This window comes from Streptomyces sp. NPDC018029, assembly GCF_044327655.1.
In the GTDB taxonomy this organism is placed as follows: Bacteria; Actinomycetota; Actinomycetes; order Streptomycetales; family Streptomycetaceae; genus Streptomyces.
The window spans coordinates 1,001,476-1,024,910 of the sequence record NZ_JBIRFV010000001.1 but is presented as its reverse complement, the minus strand read 5'-3'; the positions used below and the strand labels follow the sequence as shown (position 1 = coordinate 1,024,910).

The window sequence follows — 23,435 nt, the reverse complement described above, 5'->3', positions numbered from 1 at the left end:
TTGGAGCACGGCTCGGGGCAGCTCTCCGAGAGCCTCGCCGCCCGGCTGCCCGAGGCGTGGGCCGCGACGCCGCTGACCGTCGTCATGCCGACGTACAACGAAGCGGGCAGTCTGCCCGGCATGGCCGAGGCCCTGATGGCGCTCCCGCTGCCCGGCCTGCGCCTCCTCGTCGTCGACGACTCCAGCCCGGACGGCACCGGCGACATCGCCGAACGCTTCGCCGAGCGGTACGGCAGCGCCCGCATGAGCGTCCTGCACCGCACCGAGAAGGACGGCCTCGGCCGCGCCTACGCGGCGGGCATGGCGCGGGCCGTCGCCGAGGGCGCGCACTACGTCCTCCAGATGGACGCCGACGGCAGCCACCCCGTGGAGAAGGCCGCCGAACTCCTCGGCGTCGCCCTCGCCACGGACGCGGGCGTCGTCGTCGGCAGCCGGTACGTCCAGGGCGGCACGCTCTCCGACGCGTGGGGCGCCCACCGCAAACTGCTCTCCCGCTGGGCCAACGCGTACGCGGGCACCATCCTCGGCACCCGCGTCCGCGACATCACCGGCGGCTTCAACCTGTGGCGCGCCGACGCCCTGCGCGCCATCGACCTCGCCTCCGTGAACAGCGCGGGCTACAGCTTCCAGGTCGAGATGAAGTACCGGGCGCTGCGCCGCGGCTACGGCGTCATGGAGGTGCCGATCCACTTCGAGGACCGCACGGTCGGCGAGTCGAAGATGAACCTGATGGTGCAGCTGGAGTCGGTCGTCATGCCGTGGAAGCTGCGGCTCGACGGGAGAGCGGGCGGACGGGGCACGGGGGTGCGCGGATGACGGCCCCGGCCTCCACTCTGGCGGAAGCCCCGTCCGCCGCGACCACTGTGGGGCCCGCCGCCCCCGCGCCGTCCCCGGCCGCTCCGTCCACTCTCGCGCGGCTGCGCGGGCTGGTCCTGGAGGTCGTGAAGTTCGGCCTGGTCGGCGGCAGCGGTGTCGCCGTGAACCTCGTCGTCTTCAACCTCCTCCTGCACGGCTTCGCCGCCTCGGGCGCGATGACGGCGACGGTGCTGGCCAGCTGCGTCGCCATGGGCACGAACTACCTCGGCTTCCGCTTCTTCGCCTACCGCGACCGTGCCTCGCGCACCAAGCGGCAGATCGCGCTCTTCTTCGCGTTCAGCGGGATCGGCGTGGTGATGGAGAGCGTCCTGTTCTACGCGGCGTACCACGGGGCCGGCATGAGCGGGCCGCTCGGCTCGAACATCGCCAAGGCCCTGTCGATCGTCCTCGCCTCGGCGTTCCGCTTCCTGGTCTACCGGACGTGGGTCTTCCAGCACGATGCGCGTCGCCACTAAGGGGGTCATACGGGGAGCGGCCAGAGGGGGCGTCCGGGGAGCGGTCAGAGGGTGCGTCCGGGGAGCGGCGCTCCTCGTCCTTGCCCTGCTGCTCCTCGTGATCGTGCGCCTGCCCTGGGCGGGCGACCTGGGCATCCACGCGGCGACCGTCGAACGCCTGCGCCACGACCTGGCCGACCCGGGCAATCCGCTGGTCGACGCCGACACCCCGAGCCCGTACTACTCGCCCTGGATGCTGCTGCTCGGCTGCCTGGCCAAGGCGACGGGGCTCGGCACGTTCGTGGTGCTGAGGGTGGCCGCGCTGGTGGGGCTTGCTCTGCTGGTCACGGGGGTCTGGCACTTCGTACGCACGCTGAGCGCCCGGCGGGGCGCGCCGGCCCTGGCCCTGCTCTGCCTGCTCCTGCTCTGGGGTCCGGGGCTCTTCAACTGGAGCGGCTTCCTCGGCCTCAACTCCCTTGCCCTGACGGTCTCCTACCCGAGTACGTTCGCGCTCGGGCTCTCCTTCCACTTGTGGGCGCTGCTGCGGAAGGCCCTGCGCGGGGACGGGGCGGGGTGGTCGGCCTTTCTTGGCCTCGGGGCGCTGTGGGCGGTGGCGTTGCTGAGTCACCAGTTCACGGGTGTGGTCGCGTCGTTCGGGGCGCTGGCGATGGTGCTCGGGGCCCGGCCGTGGCCGACGCGGGCGGTGTGGGCGCGGCTGGCGGGTGGCTTGGGCGTGGGGCTCGTGGCGCTGGCGATCTGGCCCTACTACTCCTTCTTCGACCTCTTCGGAGTGGGCGGTCTTGAGGAGATCCACCGCTCGCTCTACCGGAACCTGCTGCCGCACTTCGGTCTCGCCCTGCTGGGCGTGGCCGCGCTGGCGCTGCGCCTGCGGCGGGACCGCCGGGACTCGCTGGTCCTGTTCTTCCTCCTCGGCGCGGCGATGTTCGCGGCGGGCGGCCTGACCGGCCACTACTCGTGGGGCAGGGTGCTGCCGGCGGCCCTAATCCCGGCGCAGGTGGCGGCGGCGCTGGAGGTCTTCGAGGCGGGACGGACGGGCGTGCGGCGCGCCTTCGCGGGGGTGCTGGGGGTGGCGCTGCTCGCCGGGGCGTGGACGCAGGCGGGGACGCTGGGATATGTGGTGCCGAAGGGTGCCCTGCCCGGTCCGGTGGCCGCCAAGTACAAGGTCCCGTGGACGGGTTACGACTGGCTGGCGCCGCAGGTGAAGTACGGCGACGTGGTGCTGGCGAAGACGTTTCCCTCCCGCCAGATCCCGGCGTACGGCCCCTACACGGTCGCCCCCGGCTACCCGGACTTCTTCCTGCCGGACCAGGAGGAGCGGTTGGCGGCGGTGCGGGACTATTTCGCGCCGGGTACGTCCCGTGCGGGGAGGCTGGCTGTTCTGCACCGTTACGGGGTGCGCTGGATCGTGCAGTACCCGGGGGACGGGGGTTTGGGGGCGGGGGACCCCGCCCTCCGCCGGGCGGGGGGCGGGCCCGAGGGGCAGGTGCTGTACGAAGTGGTGTGGGGCTGAGCCGGCTGTTGAGCGCCGCGACCACGGGTCACTCGTGGGTGAACTCGTACTGCAACTCGTAGAGGTGGCCCGCCTTCACCATGACGGTGGCTTCGATGGGGCGGTCTCCGTCGCTGTAGACGACGCGCAGGGTGCGGAGGACGGGCAGGTCGGTGGGGAGTTTCAGGGCCTGGAACTGTTCCTGGGTGGGGACTCTGGCGGACACGCGGTCCACGCTCAGGCGCGGTGGGAAACCGAGTTCGGCGAGGAGGGCCGGGGTGCCGCCCTTGATCCTCCGTTTGACCGCGATGGCGGTGCCTCCGGCGATCTCCAACGGGTAGTAGGACTTGACCAGTTCGACCGGCTCGTCGTCGATGGTGAGGATCTGGTGACGGAGGAGTGCTGTTCCGTCCTCCGTGAGGTTCAGGGCGGCCGAGACATCGGCGGGTGGCCGGACCTCTGCGACGTCCAGCAGGGTGCTGTGCGCCGTCGTGCCGTGCTTCACCGCCTCGGTGAGCCAGCGGTAGGGCTCTCCCGGCGGGGCCGGGGCCATGTAGGAGGCGGGCCGCATGGTCCGCTGATGATGTTCACGTACGGTGACAGAGGCTCCCGCTCGTCCCAGGACGAGGCGCTCGTCCTTGAGTACCTGGAGCGCTTTCTGGACGGTCGCGTTGGAGGCGTCGAAGCGGGTCTTGAGCTGGGCGGTCGAGGGCAGTTTGGAGCCCGGGGCCAGGTCACCGCTCATGATTTCGTCACGGAGGTCCGCGGCGATCCGCTCGTGCAGGGAGCGTCGGTCGGTGACAGCGTCGTTGTCGGTGTGGGGCACTGTCATCCGATCCTGATCTCGTAGCGGAGCTGTTGGCGGTGTGCGGGCATGAGCATCAGGTCGGCCTGGAGTGGGTTTCCTCGGGCGTCCAGCGTCACTCGGCTCAGCCGGAGGACCGGTTCGTCCGGACCCAGGCGCAGGGCTTCGCGTTCGTCGGCGTCGGGCATACGGGCGGTCACGTCCTCGCGGACACGTACGCCGACGTGACCGAGGGCGGCGAGGAGGGTCACGGCTCCGCCGCGGATCTTGCCGGTCTCGGCGAGGGGTGTGCCGCGGGCGATGTCGACGGGGTAGTAGGTGTCCGTCAGTTCGCAGGGTGCGCCGTCGAGTTCGATGATGCGGCGGCGGACGATGACCGGGTCTCCGGCGGCGATGCGGAGCAGGCCGGCCACGTCGTCCGGCGCCGGGACCTCGCCTGCGTGTGCGATGCGTTGGGTGCCCTTGCCTCCGCGTGCGGCGGCCTCCTCGGCCCAGGCGTCGGACTGCCCCTCCCTGCGGGGCTTCAGATACGGCATCGAGGTGCTGACCCACGTGCTGTCGGAGTCGCTCACGGTGTCCTCCTGCGTGGCCGGTGAGGGGTGGCCCGGGTGGCCTTGCCGCTTTACACGTTAAGCGAACCACACACCGTGGCCGCCATGGCCATACCTTGCTGCTTTTCGCGAATAGCGATACGTTTCGCGCGACTGTACAGCCTAGGAGCAAGGCGGTGGTTCTCCGTGCCCCTGTCACGGCAACGACGATTTCCCCGCGCCCGTGGATCTGTGCGCGCCGCGCGGACCTTCGCCGTCGAGACCCTCACGGAGTGGGGCGTCGCTGATCGACTGGACGACGTGCGGGTCTGTGTTTCCGAACTGGCCACGAATGCTGTGCTGCACGGCGTTCCGTCGGGGCGGGAGTTCTGCCTGCGGCTTGTCGTCGATGGTGCCTTGGTCCGAATCGAGGTGCGTGACAGTGGCGGCGGGTGCCCGGAGGTGACGCACCCTGACGTCGACGACGAGGGCGGTCGAGGGCTTCTCATCGCCAGGGCTTTGGCCGACGACTTCGGTGTCGTTCCACACGTTCCAGGAAAAACCGTGTGGCTGGTCCTCAAGGTGGGTTGAGAGGTGGGCGGGGGGCCTGTGGCTGGAGGGCAGTCCGCCCACGTGGTGGGGGCGAGTGGGTGGGGAGGGGGCCTTTGGGGGTGGGTGGCGTTGCTTTGGGGGTGGGCAGTGCTGGTTGTTGTCGGGGTGGCTGGGATTGGGGTAGAGCCACGGGTAGGTGGGGGCGGGTGGGTGGGGAAGGGGCGGTGGGGGGCGGTGAGGTGGGGGGAGGCGGTTCGTGTGGGGTGGGCCAGCCCGGCCCCCGGGGGCGGGCTGGTGGGCTGGCCCGGGGGTCAGCGGGTCAGGGTGCCGGCCAGGTGTGCCGCCCTGCGGAGCCGTGCGCCGGCCTTCGCGCCTGCCTTGCGGGCCAGCGGGCGTATGACCTTCGACGTGACGCCCACCGGGGTCCAGCGGAGCTGGAGGCGCCCCGAGGCCCGCCCCTCCGGTTCCACCGTGACCTCGTGGGGCAGCGCCCCGCCCCGGTAGTCCACGCGGGCCCTGAGGGTCGGGAAGGTGAGAGGGGCCAGGAGCAGGGACGTGTTGCGGAGTGTGCCGGCCGTCAGCTGGAGGACCGGGTGGCGCGTGCCCTCGAAGCCGTTGAGGGGAAGCGGGGCCGCCGTCAGGTCCAGGCGTACCGTTCCGTCGAAGACACCCGGGCGGACCGGGTCCAGCCGGAAGGGTGTCTTCATGCGGCGGCGGCCGGGGGCGAGCAGGAGCGTGGCCACCTGGGGGCCGACCGGCAGGCGCAGGCCCGGGTCGTACGTGCGGACGGAGAGGTCGACGGAGGCGCCGGGCCCGCGCTCCACGCGCGTGATCTCGTGGCGGAACTGTGCGCTCGGGAAGGGCCGGGAATCCAGGCCCTGGTCCGTCAGGTCGAGTTCGGCGCGGGACCGCTCCGACTCGGGGACGTACGGGCCCCAGTAGACGCGGCCGCAGGAGTCCGCCGCCGTCTCGCGCGGCGCCACCCCGTGGCCCAGGCCGCGCGCCGCGAGCTGCGCCTCCGGCAGCCGGCCGTCGCGGACCAGTCGGAGGACGACCCGTTCGGCGCGGGGGAGGCGGGCGTAAGCGCCCGGAGACAGTTCCGCGAGGTACGGGTTCACGATGGACGCGAAGCCCGCCAGCCACTCCTCGTCCCGGTAGGGGAGGTCACCCGCGTACATCCGGAAGTCGTGCTTGAGGAACTTGTAGTCCTTGGCCTCCCGCAGGGCCGCCGAGTGGCCGCTCGTCTCCATGAACTCGTCTATCAGGCGCTGGACGTGGACACGGTCGCGGACGTTCGACAGCTTGTGGCGCTGGTTCGAGATCGACGCCGACTCCGCCGCCTCGTACGGGGCGATGTACCAGCGGTAGACGGGGTCGGGGATCACCGTGAAGGACTTCGCGAGGCAGTACGCCTGCGCCGAGAACAGCTGGTCCTCGTAGTGGATGCCCTCCGGGAAGCGCAGCCCGTTCCGGTCCAGGAACTCGCGGCGGTACATCTTGCTCGTCGACAAGTGCTCGAAGAACAGGGCGGGTTCCGCCTCGATGCCCTCGACCGTGCGCCGCTCGGCGACCAGGTGCGCCATCCACGTGGACGTGCGGCCCGTGTCGACACGGACCCGCTCCACCGCTCCCATCACGAAGTCCACGTCCCGTTCGCGGTGCGCGGCGAGCAGCAACTCCACCGCCTGCTCAGGGAGTTCGTCGTCGCTGTCCAGGAACATCAGGAACGGGGCGCGCGCGATCTCCAGCGCGCGGTTGCGCGGCGCGCTGCACCCGCCGCTGTTCTCGGGCAGCCGGAGGTAGGTGATGCGGTCGTCCTCCGCCGCGAGGCGCCGTGCGACGGACGGCGTTTCGTCCGTCGAGTGGTCGTCGCTGATGACGATCTCGATGTTCGCGTGCGTCTGGCGGCGCAGCGAGGCGACCGCGCGCGGGAGGCGTTCCGCGTCGTTGTAGACGATCACCGTGACCGTCACGTCAGGAGTCATGGTCGTCGCTGCGTCAGGAGTCGGAGTCATCGCTGAGTCGCCTCCTCGGGCGTCGGTGCCGGGGTGCGCTCGTCGACGGGGGTGACGGGCGGCAGGGAGTCCTCGCTCTCGCCGAGGAAGACGCGGCGTACGACGCGTTCGGCCGCGCGCCCGTCGTCGTACTCGCAGAAGCGCTCACGGAACGCCTTGCGCGCCTTGCCGGCCTCCTCGTCGCGCCAGGCGTCGGAGGTGAGGAGCCCGGTCAGCTCCTCCTGGGTGCGTGCCACCTTGCCGGGGGCCTCCGCGAGGAGGTCGAAGTAGACGCCGCGCGTCGTCGCGTACGTCTCCCAGTCGTCGGCGTAGATGACGATGGGGCGGTCGAGGTTGGCGTAGTCGAACATGATCGACGAGTAGTCCGTGATCAGTGCGTCCGCCGCGAGTGCCAGCTCCTCCACCGGGTCGTACGCCGAGACGTCGATGACCCGGCCGCTCTTGCGCAGGCCCGCCAGCGGGGAGGCGGCGCCGCCGTAGAAGTAGTGGCCGCGGACCAGGAGCACCGTGTCCTCGCCGAGGCGGTCGGCGAGTGTCGCCAGGTCAAGGCGGGGGGTCCAGGCCGCTTCGTAGTCGCGGTGGGTGGGCGCGTAGAGGATCGCCCGCTTGCCGGGAGCGATGCCGAGCTTCTCGCGGATCGCGCGGATGTCGGCGGCCGTCGCGCTGTAGAAGACGTCGTTGCGCGGATAGCCGTAGTCGAGCGACGTATAGGTGGAGGGGTAGGCGCGCTCCCACATCTCGGTGGAGTGGCCGTTCGCGGAGACGCTGTAGTCCCACTTGTCGACGCGGGCGAGCAGGCTGTGGAAGTTGAGGCCCTTGGCCGCCGCCGGGTAGTCGAGCTGGTCGAGGCCCATGCGCTTGAGGGGCGTGCCGTGGTGGGTCTGGAGGTGGATCGCGTCGGGGCGCTTCACGATCGCGTTGGGGAAGTTGACGTTGTTCACCAGGTACTTGGCGCGCGCCATCACCTCCCAGTAGCGGGGCGTGCCGGGCACGATGTGGTCGGTGCCGGGCGGCAGCAGCGGCACGTTGGCCGCGGAGACGACCCACACCGGGTGGATGTGCGGGGCGAGTTCGGCGAGCTTCGCGGCGATCGCCGCCGGGTTGCAGGCCACGCCGCGGTCCCAGTAGGCCGTGAAGACCGCGAGGTGGGGGTCGACGGGGCGGTCGAGGGCCCTGCGGTAGCGCAGGTCGCGGACCTTGAGGCCCACCTTGTGCTTGCGCGAGACGACCGCCGAGCGGAGCTTGCGCCGCTGCTGGTTGGCGGTCTGGAACGTGCGGTATTTGGTGTACGCGTCCTCTTCGAGGAGGCGGCGCCGCACCCCTTCGAGGCCGCCCGGGTGCTGATGGCCCGCGGGCCGCCCGGCGACCGCCGCCTTCGACGCGCGGTGGAAGAACTCCCTGCGCACCGGGTCCGGCAGGTTCTCGCGGGCGATGATCCGCAGGCAGTCGCCGACCATCACGTCGTAGAGCGCGGCGCGGGGCGCGGCCGGGAGGCCGAGGCGGGTGGCGAGCCGCAGCAGCGACTCGTAGCGGTCGATGACGCCGTAGCGCTCCTCGGGCCGCCCCGTGGGCAGGCTCTCCGTGCGCAGTTCCCGTACGTTCAGGGCGACTTGGTCGAGTGCCGCCGCGCGGCCGGCGAGGAGCAGCGCGGCGTACGCGGCGAACGTCTCGTCGTCGACGTCCAGTTGGTCGCGGTGCGCCCGCCAGAAGTCCGCGCGCAGGACGCGGGTGCCGAGCAGGGGCGTGACCTTCAGGAGGTTGGGGCAGTCCGCGAGGGGCAGGTCGCGGCGGCCCTGCTTGGCGAGGTGCTTCCCGTCGGGGCTCGGCATGCCCTGGTGCCGCCACGTCGAGCGGACGTGGTCGACGACGAGTACGTCCACGCCGTCCGGCAGGTCGGCCGTGCGGTCGGCGACGGCGCGCGGGGCGCCCGTCGGCACGCTGTCCTTGCTGTGCACGAAGTGCAGCCACCGGCCCGCCGCCCGCTCGGCGCCCGCGGCGCGGGCCGCGCCGTCGCCCGTGCCCTCGGGCAGCGGGACGACGGTGACGCCGGTCCGGCCCGCCGCGGCGGCCTGCGCGGAGGCGCCCACCGCGGCGACGATCACCTCGACGCCGGGCGACACCTGCGCGGTCAGGCCGTCGAGGCAGGCGCCGAGATGGCCCTGGACGTTGCGGCCGTGGACGATGACGCTCAGCTGCGGCTGGTCCGGCATCGCGGGGTCCCCCTCGTATGTGCTCATGCGGTGGCCGCCCCTCGGTGGGCGAGCATCCGGTCGACGACGCGGCGCGCGGCCCCGCCGTCGTCCAGGTCGCAGAATTCGGCGCGGAACTCGTCGTACGCCCGCGCGTACGGCTCACTCACCGTGCCGAGGTCGCGCAGCGCGGCGATCAGCTCGTCGGAGGTGGGCAGCAGCGGTCCGGGCGCGCGCTTCTCGAAGTCGAAGTAGAAGCCGCGCAGGCGGTCGCGGTAGTGCTCCAGGTCGTACGTGAAGAACAGCATCGGACGGCCCGTCACGGCGAAGTCGAACATCACCGAGGAGTAGTCGGTGACGAGGACGTCGGCGATCAGGAGCAGGTCCATGATGTCCGGGTAGCTCGCGACGTCCCACACGAAGCCGTCGCCCGCGCCCGGCACCGGCTCCACGATGTGCGCGTGCGGCCGGACGAGCAGGACGTGGTCGTCGCCCAGCTCACGCCGCGCCTTCGCCAGGTCGATGCGCAGGTCGAGGAGGAAGCCGCCGCGGTGGCGCTGCTTGTCCTCGCGCCACGTCGGCGCGTACAGGACGACCTTCTTGCCCTCGGGCAGGCCGAGGGCGCGGCGTACGTGGGCGGCGCGCTCGGCGCGGTCGGGGGCGAGCAGCACGTCGTTGCGCGGGTAGCCGGCCTCCAGGAGCTCGCCGTCGACGTCCCCGCCGAAGCGGAAGGCGCTGCGCATGATCGGGGTGCTGAACCGGTTGGGGGAGAGCAGCATCGTCCACTGGTGGCGCTCGCGGTCCAGGTCCGTGAGGTACTGGGTGCTCGCGAAGTGGTCGTTGTCGAAGTCGAAGCCGATCCGCTTCAGCGGGGTGCCGTGCCAGGTCTGGACGATCTGCTGGCCCTCGCGGCGCTCCAGCCAGCGCGGGAAGTGCGTGTTGCCGACGATGTAGCGGGAGCGGGCCATCGCCTCGTAGTACTCGGGGCTGTGCACGCGGACCGGCTTCGCGGTGGCCGGGACCTCGCACTGGCCGTCCTTGACGACCCACAGGTGCTCGACGGGCAGGCCGCGGCGGACCATCTCCTCGTGGATGGCGCGCGGCGAGTCGCCGTACATGCGGCCGCCGAACACGTCGTACAGGACGGCCTCGCGCAGCGGCTCGTGGCGGGCCGCCGGGTAGGCCTCGGTGCGCAGCCGGGTCTGGCGGTGGCGGCTGCGCTCGTCGGGGCGCAGCTCGGAGTGGGCCATCAGGGCGAGCTGGTCGTACTGGCGGGCCTGCAGCTCGACACGCTTGCCGTGCGCCTCCACCTCCAGGGGGAGGGACGCGTGGACGGGCGGGGCGAGCTGGACGGCGGTGCGGGAGCCGTCCGGCTTCTGCACGGACGGCCACCAGAAGCCGGCGCGCAGGGGGGTGGCGCCGGCGTAGCGGTGGGTGGGGGCGGGGACGAAGCGGGCCTCGAACCGGCCGTCGGCCGCCTTCGCCGGGAACGTGTACTCGTGGCCCGACCAGGTCTGGCGGAGCACCAGTTCCAGGTCGTGGGTGCCCTTCGCCGGGTAGCTGCCGGTGAGGGTGACGGTGCCGTCGGGCTGTACGGAGACGTGGTCCACCAGGGGCTGGACGGGCTGGTCGCAGAACTGGAGGTAGCCTCCTGGGCTGCGCCGGGCGTAGACGGTGCGGGAGCTGTCCCCCTGCGCGAACTGGGCGCCCGAGAAGCCCTCCCGGTCGTCCAGGATCAGCGCAAGACGGGTCGTCTTGACTGGAGCCTCGGTCTCCGCACCCGGCACCGTGGGCTGTGCCCACCCGTTCCGCCGTGCGGAACGCCTGCCCACAGCGGGAGCGGCCTGGCCGTCCGCAGCGGGAGCGGGCTGGCCGTCGGCGGCGGGAGCGGGCTGGCCGTCCGCGGCGGAAGCGGCCTCGGCGGCCGCAGCGGGAGCGGCCTGGCCGTCCGCAGCGGGAGCGGGCTGGCCGTCGGCGGCGGGAGCGGGCTGGCCGTCCGTGGCGGGAGCGACCTCGGCGGCCGCAGCGGAAGCGGGCTGGTCGGCCGCAGCGGGAGCGGCCTGGGCGTCTGCGGTGGGAGTGGGCAGGTTGCTCGTCGTAGGTGTGGTGATCTCGATCGACATGTCCCAGCGGGCTATCGAGCGTTCCGCCTGGGTGGGGCGGAGGCGTTCGTGGTTTTCTCGGACGTCCGTCAGGGACGCCGTGTCGACGCGGGCCGTGAACGGGATGCGGCCGTCCTTCGGGGCGTCGAGGGACAGCGGCGCCGTCAGGATCGTGCCGGACTCGCGGTGGCGCATGCGCAGCCGGGGCTCGCCGGCGGGGGCGGTGCGCAGGATGCCGCGTACGAGGAGGTCGGCGCCCTCGGCGCGGACTTCGAGGGCGCGTGCGTGCGCCGTCTCCACGCGGAGGGCGAGCTCGCCGTCCTGGATCTGCGGGGCGACGCGGACGTCCTCGGTGACCCAGTGCGCGGGCGGCGTCTGGCCGGACCCCGTGCCCGCGCCGTGGAGCGGGCCGCGCCGCGGGGTCGAACCCGTGCCGGCCACGGCGATCCGCACGTACCACAGCCCGTCGACCCACTTGCCGCGGTGCCGCAGCCGCGCGGGGTTCACGAGCGCGCCGAAGCCCGCCCAGTCGGCGTGCCGGAACTCGGCGCCGGACGCCACCGTCGCCTCCGGGTCGAGGTGGCTGCGTGCGGGCACGAGCACCGTGCGGCGGCTGCCCTTCTCCTTCAAGATCAGCGACTTGAGCGCCTTGCTCCGCGACTCGGCGCCGAGCTGGCGCGGGAACGCCCAGCCGGACAGCCACAGCTTGCCGTCGTGCCAGGCGGCCTTGTCGAGGCGGCTGCGCAGCCGCAGCTCCGGGTCGAGGCGGAGGACGGCGTCCGGTACGGGGGAGGTCGGGTCGAGGAAGGGGTAGTCGGCCTTCGGGTGCAGCGTCCCGGTGACGGGGATCGAACCGGGGTGCTCCTTCTCGAACTCCAGCTGCGCGATCAGCTCGTCCAGGCGCCGGTGCACGGTCAGGTACAGCTTCAGCTTGTGCGGTACGTGCAGCGCGCGCACCGCGTCCTGGCCGATCTCGCGGACCAGCCGGCCGACGTGCTCCAGGAACGCCTCCTGGTAGGCGGCGTCGGAGCCGGGGAGCACCTTCCAGAAGAGGGGGATCTCCTCAGCGAGCGCGTTGTTGTCGTAGACCCGCAGATGCTCCGCGTACATCGGGTCCTCGCCGACGCGCGCGAGCATGAACTCGCGGACCATGCGGATCGACTTCACGCGGTCGATGAGCCCCTGCGGGTTGGTGCGGTTCTGCGTGATGGAGCGCTCGCCGATCTCGCGCTCGCGCCAGTTGTAGATCGGCTCGCTGAGCACGTCCACGGATTCGGCGAGGTAGTGCGCGGGGACGCTGACGGGCGCGTCCTCGTAGAGCATGGCCTCCGGGTACGCGAGCTGGTGCCGCTCCCAGAAGGAGCGGCGGTAGACCTTGTTCCACGCGGTGCGGTCGGTGAGCAGCGGGCGGAACTTCGACACGTGCGTCCGCAGCCGGGTCGCCGCGAAGGGCACGCGGTGCACGGGCGACTGGACGTGTCCCGCGGAGCGGAAGCGGGTCACGTTGCCCGCCGCGAAGTCCGATCCTGTCTCGTCGAGCGTCTCGATCAGCAGCGCGTACGCCGTGGGCGGCAGGGTGTCGTCACTGTCCACGAACGCGAGGTACTCGCTGTCGGGCGACATCTCCCGCACACCCGTGTTGCGCGCCGCGCCCAGGCCCTTGTTCTCCTGGGATATGAGCCGGAAGCGGGGATCGGCCGCCGCGAAGGCCTTCGCGATCAGCGCGCTGCCGTCCGTCGACCCGTCGTCGACCATGATCACTTCGAAGTCCGTGAACGTCTGTGCCGCCAGGGACTCCAGGCACTCGTCGAGGTAGAGCTCGACGTTGTAGACGGGGACGACAACACTCAGCCGTGGCTGCACGCGCACTCCTTCTGTTGCTAAACGCTCCCTAAGTGTAAGGATGGGCGTATTGATGCGACAAAAGGGATACGGGCCAGGGGTCAGCCCTTGCCGCCCGCGAACCGCTCGTACTCCTTCAGTACGTCCTCCGTGGGCCCGTCCATGCGCAGCTCACCGCGCTCCAGCCACAGCACGCGGTCGCAGGTGTCGCGGATCGACTTGTTGTTGTGGCTGACCAGGAAGACCGTGCCCGCGCGCTTGCGCAGCTCGCGGATGCGGGCCTCGGAGCGCTTCTGGAAGGAGCGGTCGCCGGTGGCCAGGGCCTCGTCGACGAGGAGCACGTCGTGGTCCTTGGCGGAGCCGATGGAGAACCGCAGGCGGGCCGCCATGCCCGACGAATACGTCCGCATGGGCAGGGTGATGAAGTCGCCCTTCTCCTGGATCCCGGAGAAGTCGACGATCTCCTGGTAGCGCTCCTTGACCTGCTCGCGGGACATGCCCATCGCGAGGCCGCCGAGGTGGACGTTGCGCTCGCCGGTCAGGTCGTTCATCAGGGCGGCGTTGACGCCGAGCAGCGAGGGCTGGCCGTCGGTGAAGATGCGCCCGCGCTCGACGGGAAGCAGCCCCGCGACGGCCTTGAGCAGCGTGGACTTGCCCGAGCCGTTGGTGCCGATGAGGCCGATGGCCTCGCCCTTGTACGCCGTGAAGGACACGTTCCTGACGGCGTGCACCTTGCGCACGCCGCCGGAGTCGCCCCGCTTCAGGATCCGGCCGAGCGCGGCCGTCGCGGCGCCGCGTCCCGCCGTGGCGCCCGCGCCGTGCACGCGGTAGACGATGTCGACGGCGTCCACGATCACGGTGGGGGCGTTCTCGTTCCCGGTCTCAGCCACGGCCGTACGTCTCCTCTGCCTTCCAGAAGTAGATGAACCCGCCGACCCCGGCGAGCAGCGCCCACCCCAGGGCCCACGCCCAGACGTGGTGCGGGAGCTGGTCCGCGCGGAAGGTGTCGATGAGCGCGAACCGCATCAGGTCGATGTAGACGGCGGCCGGATTGGCCTCCAGGACGGCCTGCACGACGCGCGGCAGGTGCTGGTCCTTCAGGACGGCGTCGATGCTCCACATCACCCCGGACGCGTACATCCAGGTGCGCAGGACGAACGGCATCAGCTGCGCGATGTCCGGCGTCTTGCTGCCGAGCCGCGCCATGACGAGAGCCAGGCCGGTGTTGAACGTGAACTGCAGCGCGAGAACCGGCACCACGAGCAGCCAGGACGCGGTGGGCGGGACGCCGAAGCAGAGCAGGATCACGAGCAGCGCGGCCATGGAGAACAGCAGCTGCTGGAGCTGTTGCAGGCAGTACGAGATGGGCAGCGAGGCCCGCGGGAAGTGCAGGGCGCGGACCAGCCCGAGGCTGCCGGAGATCGCCCGGGTGCCCGCCATCACCGAGGCCTGCGTGAAGGTGAAGACGAACACCCCGGTGACGAGGAACGGGACGTAGTCCTTGACGTCGTGCTTGGTGTTCATCAGCACGCCGAAGATGAAGTAGTAGACCGCCGCGTTCAGGAGCGGGGTCATCACCTGCCAGAGCTGGCCGAGCTTGGCCTGGCTGTACTGGGCGGTCAGCTTGGCGGTCGCGAAGGCGGTGATGAAGTGCCGGCGCTGCCACAGCTGCCGCACATAGGCGGGCAGCGAGGGCCGGGCGCCGCTGACGCTCAGGCCGTGCAGGGCGGCCAGTTCGGCGGGGGAGAGGGGGGGCGTGACGGGGGGCGGGGCTGCGTCGAGGACCTGACTCACGTCCGTCGCTTTCGCTCGGGGGAGGCTGGGGCGTACGTCGGGACGGGCCCGTATCGTCGCAACGCCGAGAGTAGGACGATGCGACGTCGGAACGCAACCGTATCGTCGTGACGCTTTATGCTTGCCGCATGACCACGAGCAGGCCACAGGGTGAACAGCCGCGCCGCAGGGCGCCCGCCGGGGCGGCCGTGCTCCGCGAGGACGTGACCGAGGCGATCAGGGCGGCCGTCTTCGAGGAACTGGCCTCCGTCGGCTACGCGCGCATGTCGATCGAGGGCATCGCCCGCCGCGCGGGCGTCGGCAAGACGGCGGTCTACCGCCGCTGGCGGTCCAAGCTGCACCTGGTGCTCGACCTGGTGTCGGCGATAGCGGTGCAGGGCCTGCCGGCCCCCGACACGGGCTCCCTGGAGGGCGACCTGCGCCTGCTCTACGAGGTGACCTCACGCGCCCTGCGCCACCCGGTCGCCTCGCAGATCATCCCGGACCTCCAGGCGGAGGCGGCCCGCAACCCCGAGATCGCGGAAGCGCTGCAGAAGGCACTGCGCGAGGGCCAGCACGGCGTGGCGAGCGGCATCGTGCGGGCGGCCGTGGAACGGGGCGAGATGAAGAAGACCGCCGACGAGGGCCTGGCCCTGGACCTGATCTCCGGCCCGCTCTACTGGCGATCGGTGGTGGTCAGGGCAGACCTCCCCAAGGGCTACCTGAGCCGACTGGCGTCGGCTACGGCGGCGGGGCTGCGGGCGCTCTGAGGGGTTCCCTCAGGGGTGGGCTCCGAGGGTCCCTCAGGAGGTGGTCAGATCAGTTCCGTCCGGCCCCGGGGTGCAGCCGCACCCACCCCTCCCACGCCGACGCGACCATCTCGCGGACGTCACGCTTCGCGGACCAGCCGAGTTCCGTGGCGATGCGGTGTGCGGAGGCCACCACGCGGGCCGGGTCGCCGGGACGGCGCGAGGTGACCTCGGCGCGGGTGTCGTAGCCCGTCACCTCGTTGATCAGATCCGCCATCTCGCGGACCGAAACCCCCTCCCCGCGCCCGACGTTGAAGACGAAATCCGTGCCGGGCGCGGACGCCGCGAGCTTGCGGGCCGTCGCCACATGGGCCTCGGCGACGTCGACGACGTGGATGTAGTCGCGGACACACGTGCCGTCGGGCGTCGGATAGTCCGCGCCGAAGACGCGCGGCGCCTCCCCGTCGGTGAGCTTCTCGAAGACCATCGGGACGAGGTTGAAGACACCGGTGTCGGCGAGGTCGGGAGCCGCCGCGCCCGCCACGTTGAAGTAGCGCAGGGACGCCGTCGTCAGCCCGTGCGCGCGGCCCACGGCGCGGACCAGCCACTCGCCGGCCAGCTTCGTCTCGCCGTACGGGCTCATCGGCAGGCACGGCGTCTCCTCGGTGACGAGGTCGACCTCGGGCATGCCGTACACCGAGGCGGAGGAGGAGAAGACGAAGTGGGCGACGCCCGAGGAGACCGCCGCGTCCAGGAGGACGCGCAGGCCCTCCACGTTCTCCCGGTAGTAGTGCAGCGGGCGCTCGACCGACTCGCCGACCTGCTTCTTGCCCGCCAGGTGCACGATGCCGGTGACCCCGTGCTCCTCGAAGGTGCGGGTGAGCAGCTCGCCGTCGAGGACCGAGCCGACCACCAGCGGCACCCCGTCGGGGAGGCGCTCGGCGACGCCGGTGGACAGGTCGTCGTAGACCACGGCCCGCTCGCCCGCCTCCGTCATGGCGCGGACGACGTGCGCCCCGATGTATCCGGCGCCGCCGGTGATCAGCCAGGTCATGGTCGTCTTGTCCCGTCTTGTCGCGAGTGTGATGCGTGGACGTGCAGTGTCGCAGAGGCGGTGTCGGGTAAGTGTCAGTGCCCCACGGCGCTGCGGACCGACCGCAGCACCCGGCCAAGACGCCGCTTCGCGACGCCCGCCACGCCCCGCACCCCGGGCGCGAGCCGCACCGAGAGGTTCCCCGCCTGCGTGGCGTACGGCTGGACGAGCAGCACCCCGCGCCGCCGGCTCGGCACCACCGTGCGGCGCAGCAGCCCGGGCCCGGCGACGGCGTGCGCGGTCGTGTCGCGCGTCGTCCCGTCGTCGAAGTGGAGCCGCAGGCGCAGGTCCCACACGCCGTCGGCCAGCGAGCCGAGGTCGAGCAGGACGGTGGCGGCCCACGTCCCGTCGGCCCGCTCGGGGCCGAACGCCGCCGTCCGGCGCAGCCCGGGCCGCCCGTCGTGCCGGTGGGCCAGCTCGACGTCGACCGTGGCCGGGCCCGCGCCGGCCACGCGCCCGTACAGCTCGTGCAGCCGCAGCGTCAGCCGCGAACCGCCCGCGCCGGGCCGCAGCTCACCGTCGACCGCGACGGGCAGCAGCCGCATGGGGCGTACGAGCAGGTGCTCCAGGGTGACCTGGGGCAGGTCCGCCGCCCAGACCGGCGTGCCGTCGGCCGCCGTCGGGTACGGCGGCGCGAGCCGGGCCGGGCGCGCCGCCACCTGCTTCAGGCGGGTCAGGTCGCGCGGCCGCTCGGAGGCGAGGATCACGCGGGCGATGACCCGGCCCGGCGCGGGCGCCGCGTCGAGGTCGGCGGCGTCGAACGTCGCCAGGTAGGCGCGCGTGAGGGTCCACCACTCGCGCTGGTACTCCGGGCCGCGCGCGGTGAGTTCACGCGTGTACATGCGCAGGCCGTGGTCGACGAACTTGGCGCGGGCCGCCCGCGCGAGCCGCTTGCCGCCGGTGCCGCGCGCGTCCCGCAGGATCTCCACGGACTGGCGGTGCGCCTCCATGCGGGCCTGCCAGTTGGTGATCCCGGAGCGGTCCAGGGAGATCGACAGCTTGGCGGCGGCGCGCCGCACGTGCCAGACGTAGACCGTGTCGGGGACGAGCGCGATGCGGGGCGCGGCGGCGAGGACCCGGGCGGTGAAGACGAAGTCCTCGTAGATGAAGCGGCCTTCGGGGAAGCGGATGCCGTGCTCGCGCAGGAACGCCGTGCGGTAGAGCTTGTTGACGCAGAGCGTGTCGTGGACCAGGCGGGTGCGCAGCTCGGGACGGGCGACGAGCCGGGCCCGCGGATAGAGCTCGGGCTGCCAGGGCACTTCGCGCCCGGACGGCAGCTCGCGGCGCACGCACAGCCCCGACGCGACCTCCGCGTCGTGCTTCAGCGAGGCGGCGAGCAGGGCGTCGGCCGCGCCGGGCGGCAGCACGTCGTCGCTGTCGAGGAACATCACGTAGGGCGCGGCGGCGGCGTCGATGCCGTCGTTGCGGGGGGTGCCGCAGCCGCCGCTGTTGGTCTCGCGGCGGACGACCCGCACGCGTCCGTCGGCGGCGGCGAGCGCGGCCAGGATCTCGCGGCTGCCGTCCGTCGAGCAGTCGTCGACGGCGATCACCTCGTGGACGACGGGCCCCTGGGCCAGCGCGGAGCGCACCGCGTCCGCGACGTGGGCCGCGTCGTTGTAGCCGATCACGACGACGGAGACGAGGGAGGCGGAGGGGGCGGAGGAGGCGGACGGGTTAGTGGCAGGAGTGTTCTGGGCAGTCGGGTGAGGCAGGTTGCGGTCCACAGGGGAAATGGTAGGCGTTTCTCGTAATTATCCGATTAGGTGGGCATTCGCCGGTGAGGCCGCCCGGTCGGCACCGGGCCGCCGTGGCTGGTCCGCACCGCCGACCCGCGCGAGCACCTCACCCGTGCGCCGGCTCCAGCCGACCACCACCGCCTCGGGCGGGACGCGTTGGCCGGGCGAGAGCAGCAGCCACCGCACCTGGTAGCGGCGGACGATCGCCGCGCGCTCGGCGCGCGTGGACTCCGGGGACAGATAGGCGCGCACGGCCGCCAGGCGGCGGTGGCGCACGTCCTCGTCGAGGGAGGCGTCCGGCCAGGCGGGGGCGACGAGATTCGCTCCGTAGCCGGGCACGGAGCGGGTGGGGCGGTAGCCGTCGGTCAGGACGACGTCGCCCTTGCGCAGGTGGCCGACCGCCCACCCGTAGCCGGGCCAGCGCGGCGGCTGGTCGAAGCCGATCGGGTCCAGGGCGCGCGGCACGACGGCGCCCGCCTGGATCTGGAAGAAGCCGACGCAGGCGCCGAGGGCCGCGGCCCCGACGAGCGCGCCGCGCCGCCACCCCCAGGGGCGGGGCGCCACGAGCTCGATGGCCAGGGCGAACTGGAGGGGCACCAGGGTCAGACCGAGGATGCGGCCGTACGTGTAGTGGCCACTGACCCAGCCGTACGCGACGACCGCGCAGTCCAGGGCGAACATGAGGACCAGGGGGTCCCTGCGGTCCCTGCGAAAGCGGAGCCACAGCGCGGGCAGGCCGAGCAGCGCCAGCCAGAAGCGCTGGGGCATCTCCGTGTAGAGCTGGCGGTGGATCCAGTCGACGGACTCGTCACCGACGAGGGAGAAGACGCTGTAGTACGGCCAGACCGCCGCAACGGCCGCCGCGACCACGGCGGTTGCCGCCCAGCGCCACGCCCGGTGCCACACCGTGCGCCCCGACGCGGCGAACGCGACGACGCCGATCACCGCCGCCACCGAAGAGATGGGGTGGATGAGCAGGATCAGCCCGCACAGGACGCCGAGCCCGGCGTACGGCCACCAGGAGCGCCCCGCGCGATGGACGAGCGTCCCGGCCCAGGCCCACGCCCAGAACGTCAGGCCGATCGCGAACGTCGACGGGTAGCCGAGGTTCCCCGTCATCGACATCAGGCCCAGATAGCCGCTCCACCACGCCATCCGCGTGCCCCACAGCAGCACCATCGCGAACAGCGCGAGGACCGGCGCCCACGGGCGGGGCGTCAGGACGCGGACGAAGCGGCCGATGCCGGTGAGCAGGACGAGGAGGTTCAGCGGGCCCGCGAGCTTCACGACCTCCCAGCCCGCGAGCCCCGTGGCCCTGGCGAACGCGCCCTGCGCGACGGCGTACGGCGAGTAGTACGCGCTGCCGTGGCCCGGCAGGTCCGCCATCGGGTGCGCCGGGTGGAGGAGGTTGTCCTTCAGGCGTTCGACGACGGCCGCGTGCTGGCCGAAGTCGCAGCACATCGGGACCCGCCAGAACGCCAGCGACATCACCACCCAGAACAGCCCGCCGACGACGGCGTAGGGGCTCGGGCGCCGGCGCCGGCCGCCGCCCAGCGCCGTCGCGCCGTGGCACGCCCTGCGGGTCAGCAGCGCCCCGCTCACCGCATGAGCCTCTCCGCGACACGGGCCGCGGCCCGCCCGTCGTCCAGGTCGCAGTAGGCCTCGCGGAACGCCGCGTACGCCTCCGCGTGCCGGGCCGAGATCGCGTCCAGGTCGCGCAGCGCCTCGACGACCTCGCCGGTGGAGGCGAGCAGCGGGCCCGGGGCGCGGGTCTCGAAGTCGAGGTAGAAACCGCGCACCGTGTCGCGGTAGTGCTCCAGGTCGTACGCGTGGAACAGCATCGGGCGCCCGGTGTGCGCGAAGTCGAACATCAGCGAGGAGTAGTCCGTCACCAGCACGTCGGCGAGCAGCAGGAGTTCGGCGGCCCGCGGGTGCGCGGACACGTCGCGTACGAAGGGGGCGCGGGCGCCCGGCAGCCGGCCCGCCGTCAGCGGGTGCTTGCGGACGAGCAGCACGTGGTCGTCGCCGAGCACGGACTCGGCCGCGCGGAAGTCCAGTGCCGGTTCGTAGCGGAACCGGCCGGGGGAGTACGCGAGATGGTCCCGGTACGTCGGCGCGTACAGCACGACGCGCTTGTCCGGGGCGATGCCGAGCTCGCGGCGGACCCGCTCGGCGACCTTCTGCCGGTCGTCGCCGAACAGCACGTCGTTGCGGGGCGAGCCCGCCTCCAGGATCTCGCCGTCGTAGGCGAGGGCGCGGCCCAGGTGCGGGGTGGAGAACCGGTTCGGCGAGACGAGCACGTCCCACTGGCGGGACAGCTTCGGCAGCGCGTCGAGGTGGGCGTGGTCGGCGTAGAGGGTGTCGGTCAGGTCGGTGCCGATGCGCTTGAGCGGGGCGCCGTGCCAGGTCTGGACGACGGTCTGGCCCTGGCGGCGCTCGAAGAAGTCCGGCAGGTGGCCCGCGGTGACGATGCGGCGGCAGCGGGCCAGCGCCTCGTACCAGTCGGCGCTGTGCTCCTCGACGCCCTTGGCACCGGCCGGGACGCGGGTCTGCTGGTCGTGCGTGACCCACAGGTGTTCGACGTCGGCGCCGCGCCGCACCAGTTCCTCGTGGACGGCGCGCGGCGAGTCCCCGTCGAAGTACAGGACGGCGTCGGTGAGGGGCAGCCTGCGGCGGCTCGGGTAGTGGACGGTGCGGAGCCGGTGCCGCCGGTACGCGCCGCGTTCGGACCGCGAGAGGACCGAGCCCGCCTCGACGAGCAGCCGGTCGCCGAACCGCCGGTCGACGGTGAACTCCCGCCCCTGGGCGGTGTGGTGGAGGGGCAGCGTGACGGACGCGGAGGCCAGCAGCCGCACGGGCATCCCGTCCTCGGCCGCCCCCTCGGGGACCTCTTCGGAGGAGCCGCCCGCCCCCGTGCCGTCGCGCAGGAACGCGTACCACCGGCCCTCGCGCAGCACCCCGCCGCCCGGCGCGACCACCGCGCGGAAGCGGTCGCCGTCGTGCTCGGCCGGTACCGTCAGCTCCTCGTCGCGGCCGCTGTGCCGCAGGACGAGCTCGGGCTCGTGCCAGCCGGTCGCGGCCAGTGAGCCCTCCACGGTCAGGGTGTCGTCCGGGCCCCACGCGACGCGGTCGGCGATCGGCCTGCGGGTCAGTTCGACGACGAGGCGGCCCTGGTCGTTGGCGGTGGCGCACAGCTCGCGGCCCGCGCCGGACGCGTACCGGCCCGGGGGCAGGTCGAGGGTGGCGGCCAGTGGCTTCAGGGTGCCGTCGGGCAGGACGAGGTTGGCCTGCCAGCGCTCGCCGTGCGGCGGCTCGACCTCCTTGGGCGCCAGGTGCGGGGTGGGCGGCACGCTCTCCAGGTCGGCGAGCCGGACGCGCACGTCGAAGCGGTCGCCGGTGACGCGCACCGGGCAGTCGAGGTCCGTCCGCGTGGGCGCGTGGGTGAGGCGGAGCGCGGCGGGCCGCGGACCTCCCGCCAGGGTGCCCGTCAGCACCACGTCGTCCCCGTCGCGCCGGTGGGCGTCCACGCGCGCCGCGTACTCCTGGATCCGCAGCACGAGCCGGCCCTTGCTGAAGCCGAGGACGAGCCGGAGCCCGTCGCCGAGCTCCCGCGCCAGGGACTGCGCGGACGCCCCGTCCGAGGACCGCACGGCCGCCCGCCGTACCGTGCCGTGGCCCGCGACGACCACGCCGAACAGCCAGTTCCCCGGCCGCCAGCGCCCGCCGGTCCTGAGCTGTTCGGGGTCGACGGTCATCTCGAAGCCGGACAGGTCGTAGCAGTGCAGCCGCTGCCGGGACTTCTCGGTGGCCTCCGGCGCGGTGACCGTCCGCGTCGGCACGCGGCGGATCTGGCGCCTGCTGTGCGCGGACTTGAGCAGGCCCGCCTTCACGGAGTGCCCGGGGCGGGTCGCCTCCAGGTTGCGGACGTACGCGTATCCGCTGATCCGCAGCTTTCCCTCGGCGTCCCACCGCGCCTCGCTCACGCGTGCCACGACGGGGAGTTCGCCACGGCCGAGGCGCGCCACCTTGTCGGGCAGGGGACCCACCCCGGGGTAGACGGCGCTGCGCCGCACCTTCCCGCGCACGTGGAAGGCCGTGCCGTTGGCCCGCTCGAAGGCGAGCAGCTCGATCAGTTCGGCGGTGCGCGACTCGCGGACGAGCTGCCACTTGACGCGCAGGTCGACGGGGAGCCCGGCGAGCACGTCCGGGTCGGCGCGGCGCAGGAACGCGGCCGTGTCCGTGAGGAACGCCGAACGGTACTCGGGGCCGCCCATCGGCAGCCCCTCCAGGAAGTACACGAAGTCGTCGCGCAGACAGGACGCGTCGTACGTCTTCTTCATCTCCGGCGCGTGCCGGGCGAGGAACCCGCTGACGTGCGCGCACGCCGCGATCCGGTCGCGGACGCCCTTGACGTCGGTGCGGCGCCGGGTGATGGAGCCCTCGCGGACCCGCCAGTAGTAGACGTGGTCGCTGAGCACGTCCACGGATCCGGCGAGGAAGTGCGCCGGGATCATCACGGGGGTGTCCTCGTAGAGCTTGCCCTCGGGGAAGGTGAAGCGGTGCCGGTCCCAGAAGGCGCGGCGGAACACCTTGTTCCAGGCCACGCGGTCGGAGAGCAGGTCCAGGTCCTCGGAGATGTGGGTGCTCGTGCGCGCCTCGGTCAGCCACTTGTACTGCCAGGCCTGCGAGCGCCCGCGCTCGGTGAGCCGCCAGACGTTGCCGCTCGCGAAGTCGGACCCGGTGGCGTCCAGGCTCGCGATCATCCGTCCGTAAGCGTCGTGCGGCACGACGTCGTCACTGTCGACGAAGGTGAGGAACTCGGCAGTCGGGGACGCCTTGCGCACCCCGGTGTTGCGGGCGGCGCTCAGTCCGGCGTTGCGCTGGCGGACGTAGACGAAGCGGGGGTCCCTGGCGGCGAACTCGCGGGCGATGCGGGGGCTGCCGTCCGTCGAGCCGTCGTCGACGAGGATGCACTCCAGGCCGCCGCGCGCCTCGGGGCCGCCCAGCAGGCCTGGTCCGTCCATGGTCTGCCCGGCGATCGACTCCAGGCACTCCTCCAGAAACTCCTCGACGTTGTAGATGGGTACGACGACGCTGAGACGGGGCTGCACGCGAACCGGCCTTTCGGTGGGGATAACGGCATATTCGTCCCCTTTGCCCGCTCGCGTCTCACGACGGTCAAGGTCTCTGCACTCGACCACCCCAACGAGTGACGCGCGGTCTTCGACA

Annotated in this window: 16 protein-coding genes; 5 read left to right on the top strand and 11 right to left on the bottom strand. The window is 72.4% G+C overall.

The window, feature by feature from the left end; all coding sequences use genetic code 11:
- The first annotated feature begins 84 nt into the window (after positions 1–84).
- From ACH4D5_RS04480 to ACH4D5_RS04470, 3 genes are read left to right on the top strand one after another with little or no spacing between them, the layout of a single operon-like run.
- Complete coding sequence (locus tag ACH4D5_RS04480) at positions 85–816, top strand: polyprenol monophosphomannose synthase (RefSeq protein ID WP_398298550.1); 732 nt, start codon at positions 85–87, stop codon at positions 814–816.
- Positions 813–1,331 (top strand): GtrA family protein, encoded by a 519-nt coding sequence (locus ACH4D5_RS04475; RefSeq protein WP_398298395.1) that lies wholly within the window; start codon positions 813–815, stop codon positions 1,329–1,331. Before ACH4D5_RS04480 ends, ACH4D5_RS04475 begins: the two co-directional genes overlap by 4 nt.
- The gene (locus ACH4D5_RS04470; protein WP_398298393.1) at positions 1,315–2,841 is read left to right on the top strand and encodes a hypothetical protein; all 1,527 of its coding nucleotides are present in this window, start codon (positions 1,315–1,317) and stop codon (positions 2,839–2,841) included. Before ACH4D5_RS04475 ends, ACH4D5_RS04470 begins: the two co-directional genes overlap by 17 nt.
- A gap of 28 nt (positions 2,842–2,869) precedes the next feature.
- Here ACH4D5_RS04470 and ACH4D5_RS04465 read toward each other — a convergent pair whose 3' ends face one another.
- Both ACH4D5_RS04465 and ACH4D5_RS04460 read right to left on the bottom strand, forming a co-directional pair.
- Positions 2,870–3,652 carry a GntR family transcriptional regulator gene (locus ACH4D5_RS04465; protein ID WP_398298391.1) on the bottom strand — a complete coding sequence of 261 codons (783 nt, stop codon included), beginning with the start codon at positions 3,650–3,652 and terminating at the stop codon, positions 2,870–2,872.
- Complete coding sequence (locus ACH4D5_RS04460; RefSeq protein ID WP_398298548.1) at positions 3,649–4,161, bottom strand: GntR family transcriptional regulator; 513 nt, start codon at positions 4,159–4,161, stop codon at positions 3,649–3,651. The genes ACH4D5_RS04465 and ACH4D5_RS04460 overlap by 4 nt, the downstream gene beginning before the upstream one ends.
- A 246-nt stretch (positions 4,162–4,407) precedes the next feature.
- Between ACH4D5_RS04460 and ACH4D5_RS04455 the strand changes: the two genes are divergently transcribed.
- A complete protein-coding gene (locus ACH4D5_RS04455; protein ID WP_398298389.1) occupies positions 4,408–4,746 on the top strand; it encodes an ATP-binding protein in 339 nt (112 codons plus the stop codon).
- A gap of 272 nt (positions 4,747–5,018) precedes the next feature.
- Here the strand turns inward: ACH4D5_RS04455 and ACH4D5_RS04450 are convergent, their stop codons facing one another.
- The 5 genes from ACH4D5_RS04450 to ACH4D5_RS04430 form a co-directional block, all read right to left on the bottom strand.
- Entirely contained in the window at positions 5,019–6,722 is a 1,704-nt protein-coding gene (locus ACH4D5_RS04450) for a glycosyltransferase family 2 protein (RefSeq protein ID WP_398298387.1), read from the bottom strand.
- The gene (locus ACH4D5_RS04445; protein WP_398298385.1) at positions 6,719–8,959 is read right to left on the bottom strand and encodes a CDP-glycerol glycerophosphotransferase family protein; all 2,241 of its coding nucleotides are present in this window, start codon (positions 8,957–8,959) and stop codon (positions 6,719–6,721) included. The genes ACH4D5_RS04450 and ACH4D5_RS04445 overlap by 4 nt, the downstream gene beginning before the upstream one ends.
- Positions 8,956–12,876 carry a CDP-glycerol glycerophosphotransferase family protein gene (locus ACH4D5_RS04440; RefSeq protein ID WP_398298383.1) on the bottom strand — a complete coding sequence of 1,307 codons (3,921 nt, stop codon included), beginning with the start codon at positions 12,874–12,876 and terminating at the stop codon, positions 8,956–8,958. Before ACH4D5_RS04440 ends, ACH4D5_RS04445 begins: the two co-directional genes overlap by 4 nt.
- Positions 12,877–12,956: 80 nt before the next feature.
- A complete protein-coding gene (locus ACH4D5_RS04435) occupies positions 12,957–13,745 on the bottom strand; it encodes an ABC transporter ATP-binding protein (RefSeq protein ID WP_398298381.1) in 789 nt (262 codons plus the stop codon).
- Positions 13,738–14,649 (bottom strand): ABC transporter permease, encoded by a 912-nt coding sequence (locus ACH4D5_RS04430; RefSeq protein ID WP_398298379.1) that lies wholly within the window; start codon positions 14,647–14,649, stop codon positions 13,738–13,740. Before ACH4D5_RS04430 ends, ACH4D5_RS04435 begins: the two co-directional genes overlap by 8 nt.
- Before the next feature lie 128 nt (positions 14,650–14,777).
- Here ACH4D5_RS04430 and ACH4D5_RS04425 point away from each other — a divergent pair, with 128 nt between their 5' ends.
- Positions 14,778–15,398 carry a TetR/AcrR family transcriptional regulator gene (locus ACH4D5_RS04425; RefSeq protein WP_398298377.1) on the top strand — a complete coding sequence of 207 codons (621 nt, stop codon included), beginning with the start codon at positions 14,778–14,780 and terminating at the stop codon, positions 15,396–15,398.
- A gap of 49 nt (positions 15,399–15,447) precedes the next feature.
- Here the strand turns inward: ACH4D5_RS04425 and galE are convergent, their stop codons facing one another.
- The 4 genes from galE to ACH4D5_RS04405 form a co-directional block, all read right to left on the bottom strand.
- Positions 15,448–16,431, bottom strand: coding sequence for a UDP-glucose 4-epimerase GalE (galE, locus tag ACH4D5_RS04420; RefSeq protein WP_398298375.1), 984 nt, complete (start codon positions 16,429–16,431; stop codon positions 15,448–15,450).
- 74 nt (positions 16,432–16,505) lie between these two features.
- Positions 16,506–18,098 (bottom strand): glycosyltransferase, encoded by a 1,593-nt coding sequence (locus ACH4D5_RS04415; RefSeq protein WP_398298546.1) that lies wholly within the window; start codon positions 18,096–18,098, stop codon positions 16,506–16,508.
- 123 nt (positions 18,099–18,221) lie between these two features.
- Positions 18,222–19,808, bottom strand: a complete 1,587-nt coding sequence (locus tag ACH4D5_RS04410) for a hypothetical protein (protein ID WP_398298373.1) — start codon at positions 19,806–19,808, stop codon at positions 18,222–18,224.
- Positions 19,805–23,317: a CDP-glycerol glycerophosphotransferase family protein gene (locus ACH4D5_RS04405; RefSeq protein ID WP_398298371.1), complete on the bottom strand. Its 3,513-nt coding sequence runs from the start codon at positions 23,315–23,317 to the stop codon at positions 19,805–19,807. The genes ACH4D5_RS04410 and ACH4D5_RS04405 overlap by 4 nt, the downstream gene beginning before the upstream one ends.
- Positions 23,318–23,435 lie beyond the last annotated feature (118 nt).

Excerpts from the sequence above, each read along its gene's own strand:
- ACH4D5_RS04480 (WP_398298550.1), top strand. The coding sequence starts at position 85 with ATGCCGACGTACAACGAAGCGGGCAGTCTGCCCGGCATGGCCGAGGCC.
- ACH4D5_RS04475 (WP_398298395.1), top strand. The coding sequence starts at position 813 with ATGACGGCCCCGGCCTCCACTCTGGCGGAAGCCCCGTCCGCCGCGACC.
- ACH4D5_RS04470 (WP_398298393.1), top strand. The coding sequence starts at position 1,315 with ATGCGCGTCGCCACTAAGGGGGTCATACGGGGAGCGGCCAGAGGGGGC.
- ACH4D5_RS04465 (WP_398298391.1), bottom strand. The coding sequence starts at position 3,652 with ATGACAGTGCCCCACACCGACAACGACGCTGTCACCGACCGACGCTCC.
- ACH4D5_RS04460 (WP_398298548.1), bottom strand. The coding sequence starts at position 4,161 with ATGCCGTATCTGAAGCCCCGCAGGGAGGGGCAGTCCGACGCCTGGGCC.
- ACH4D5_RS04450 (WP_398298387.1), bottom strand. The coding sequence starts at position 6,722 with ATGACTCCGACTCCTGACGCAGCGACGACCATGACTCCTGACGTGACG.
- ACH4D5_RS04445 (WP_398298385.1), bottom strand. The coding sequence starts at position 8,959 with ATGAGCACATACGAGGGGGACCCCGCGATGCCGGACCAGCCGCAGCTG.
- ACH4D5_RS04425 (WP_398298377.1), top strand. The coding sequence starts at position 14,778 with ATGACCACGAGCAGGCCACAGGGTGAACAGCCGCGCCGCAGGGCGCCC.
- galE (WP_398298375.1), bottom strand. The coding sequence starts at position 16,431 with ATGACCTGGCTGATCACCGGCGGCGCCGGATACATCGGGGCGCACGTC.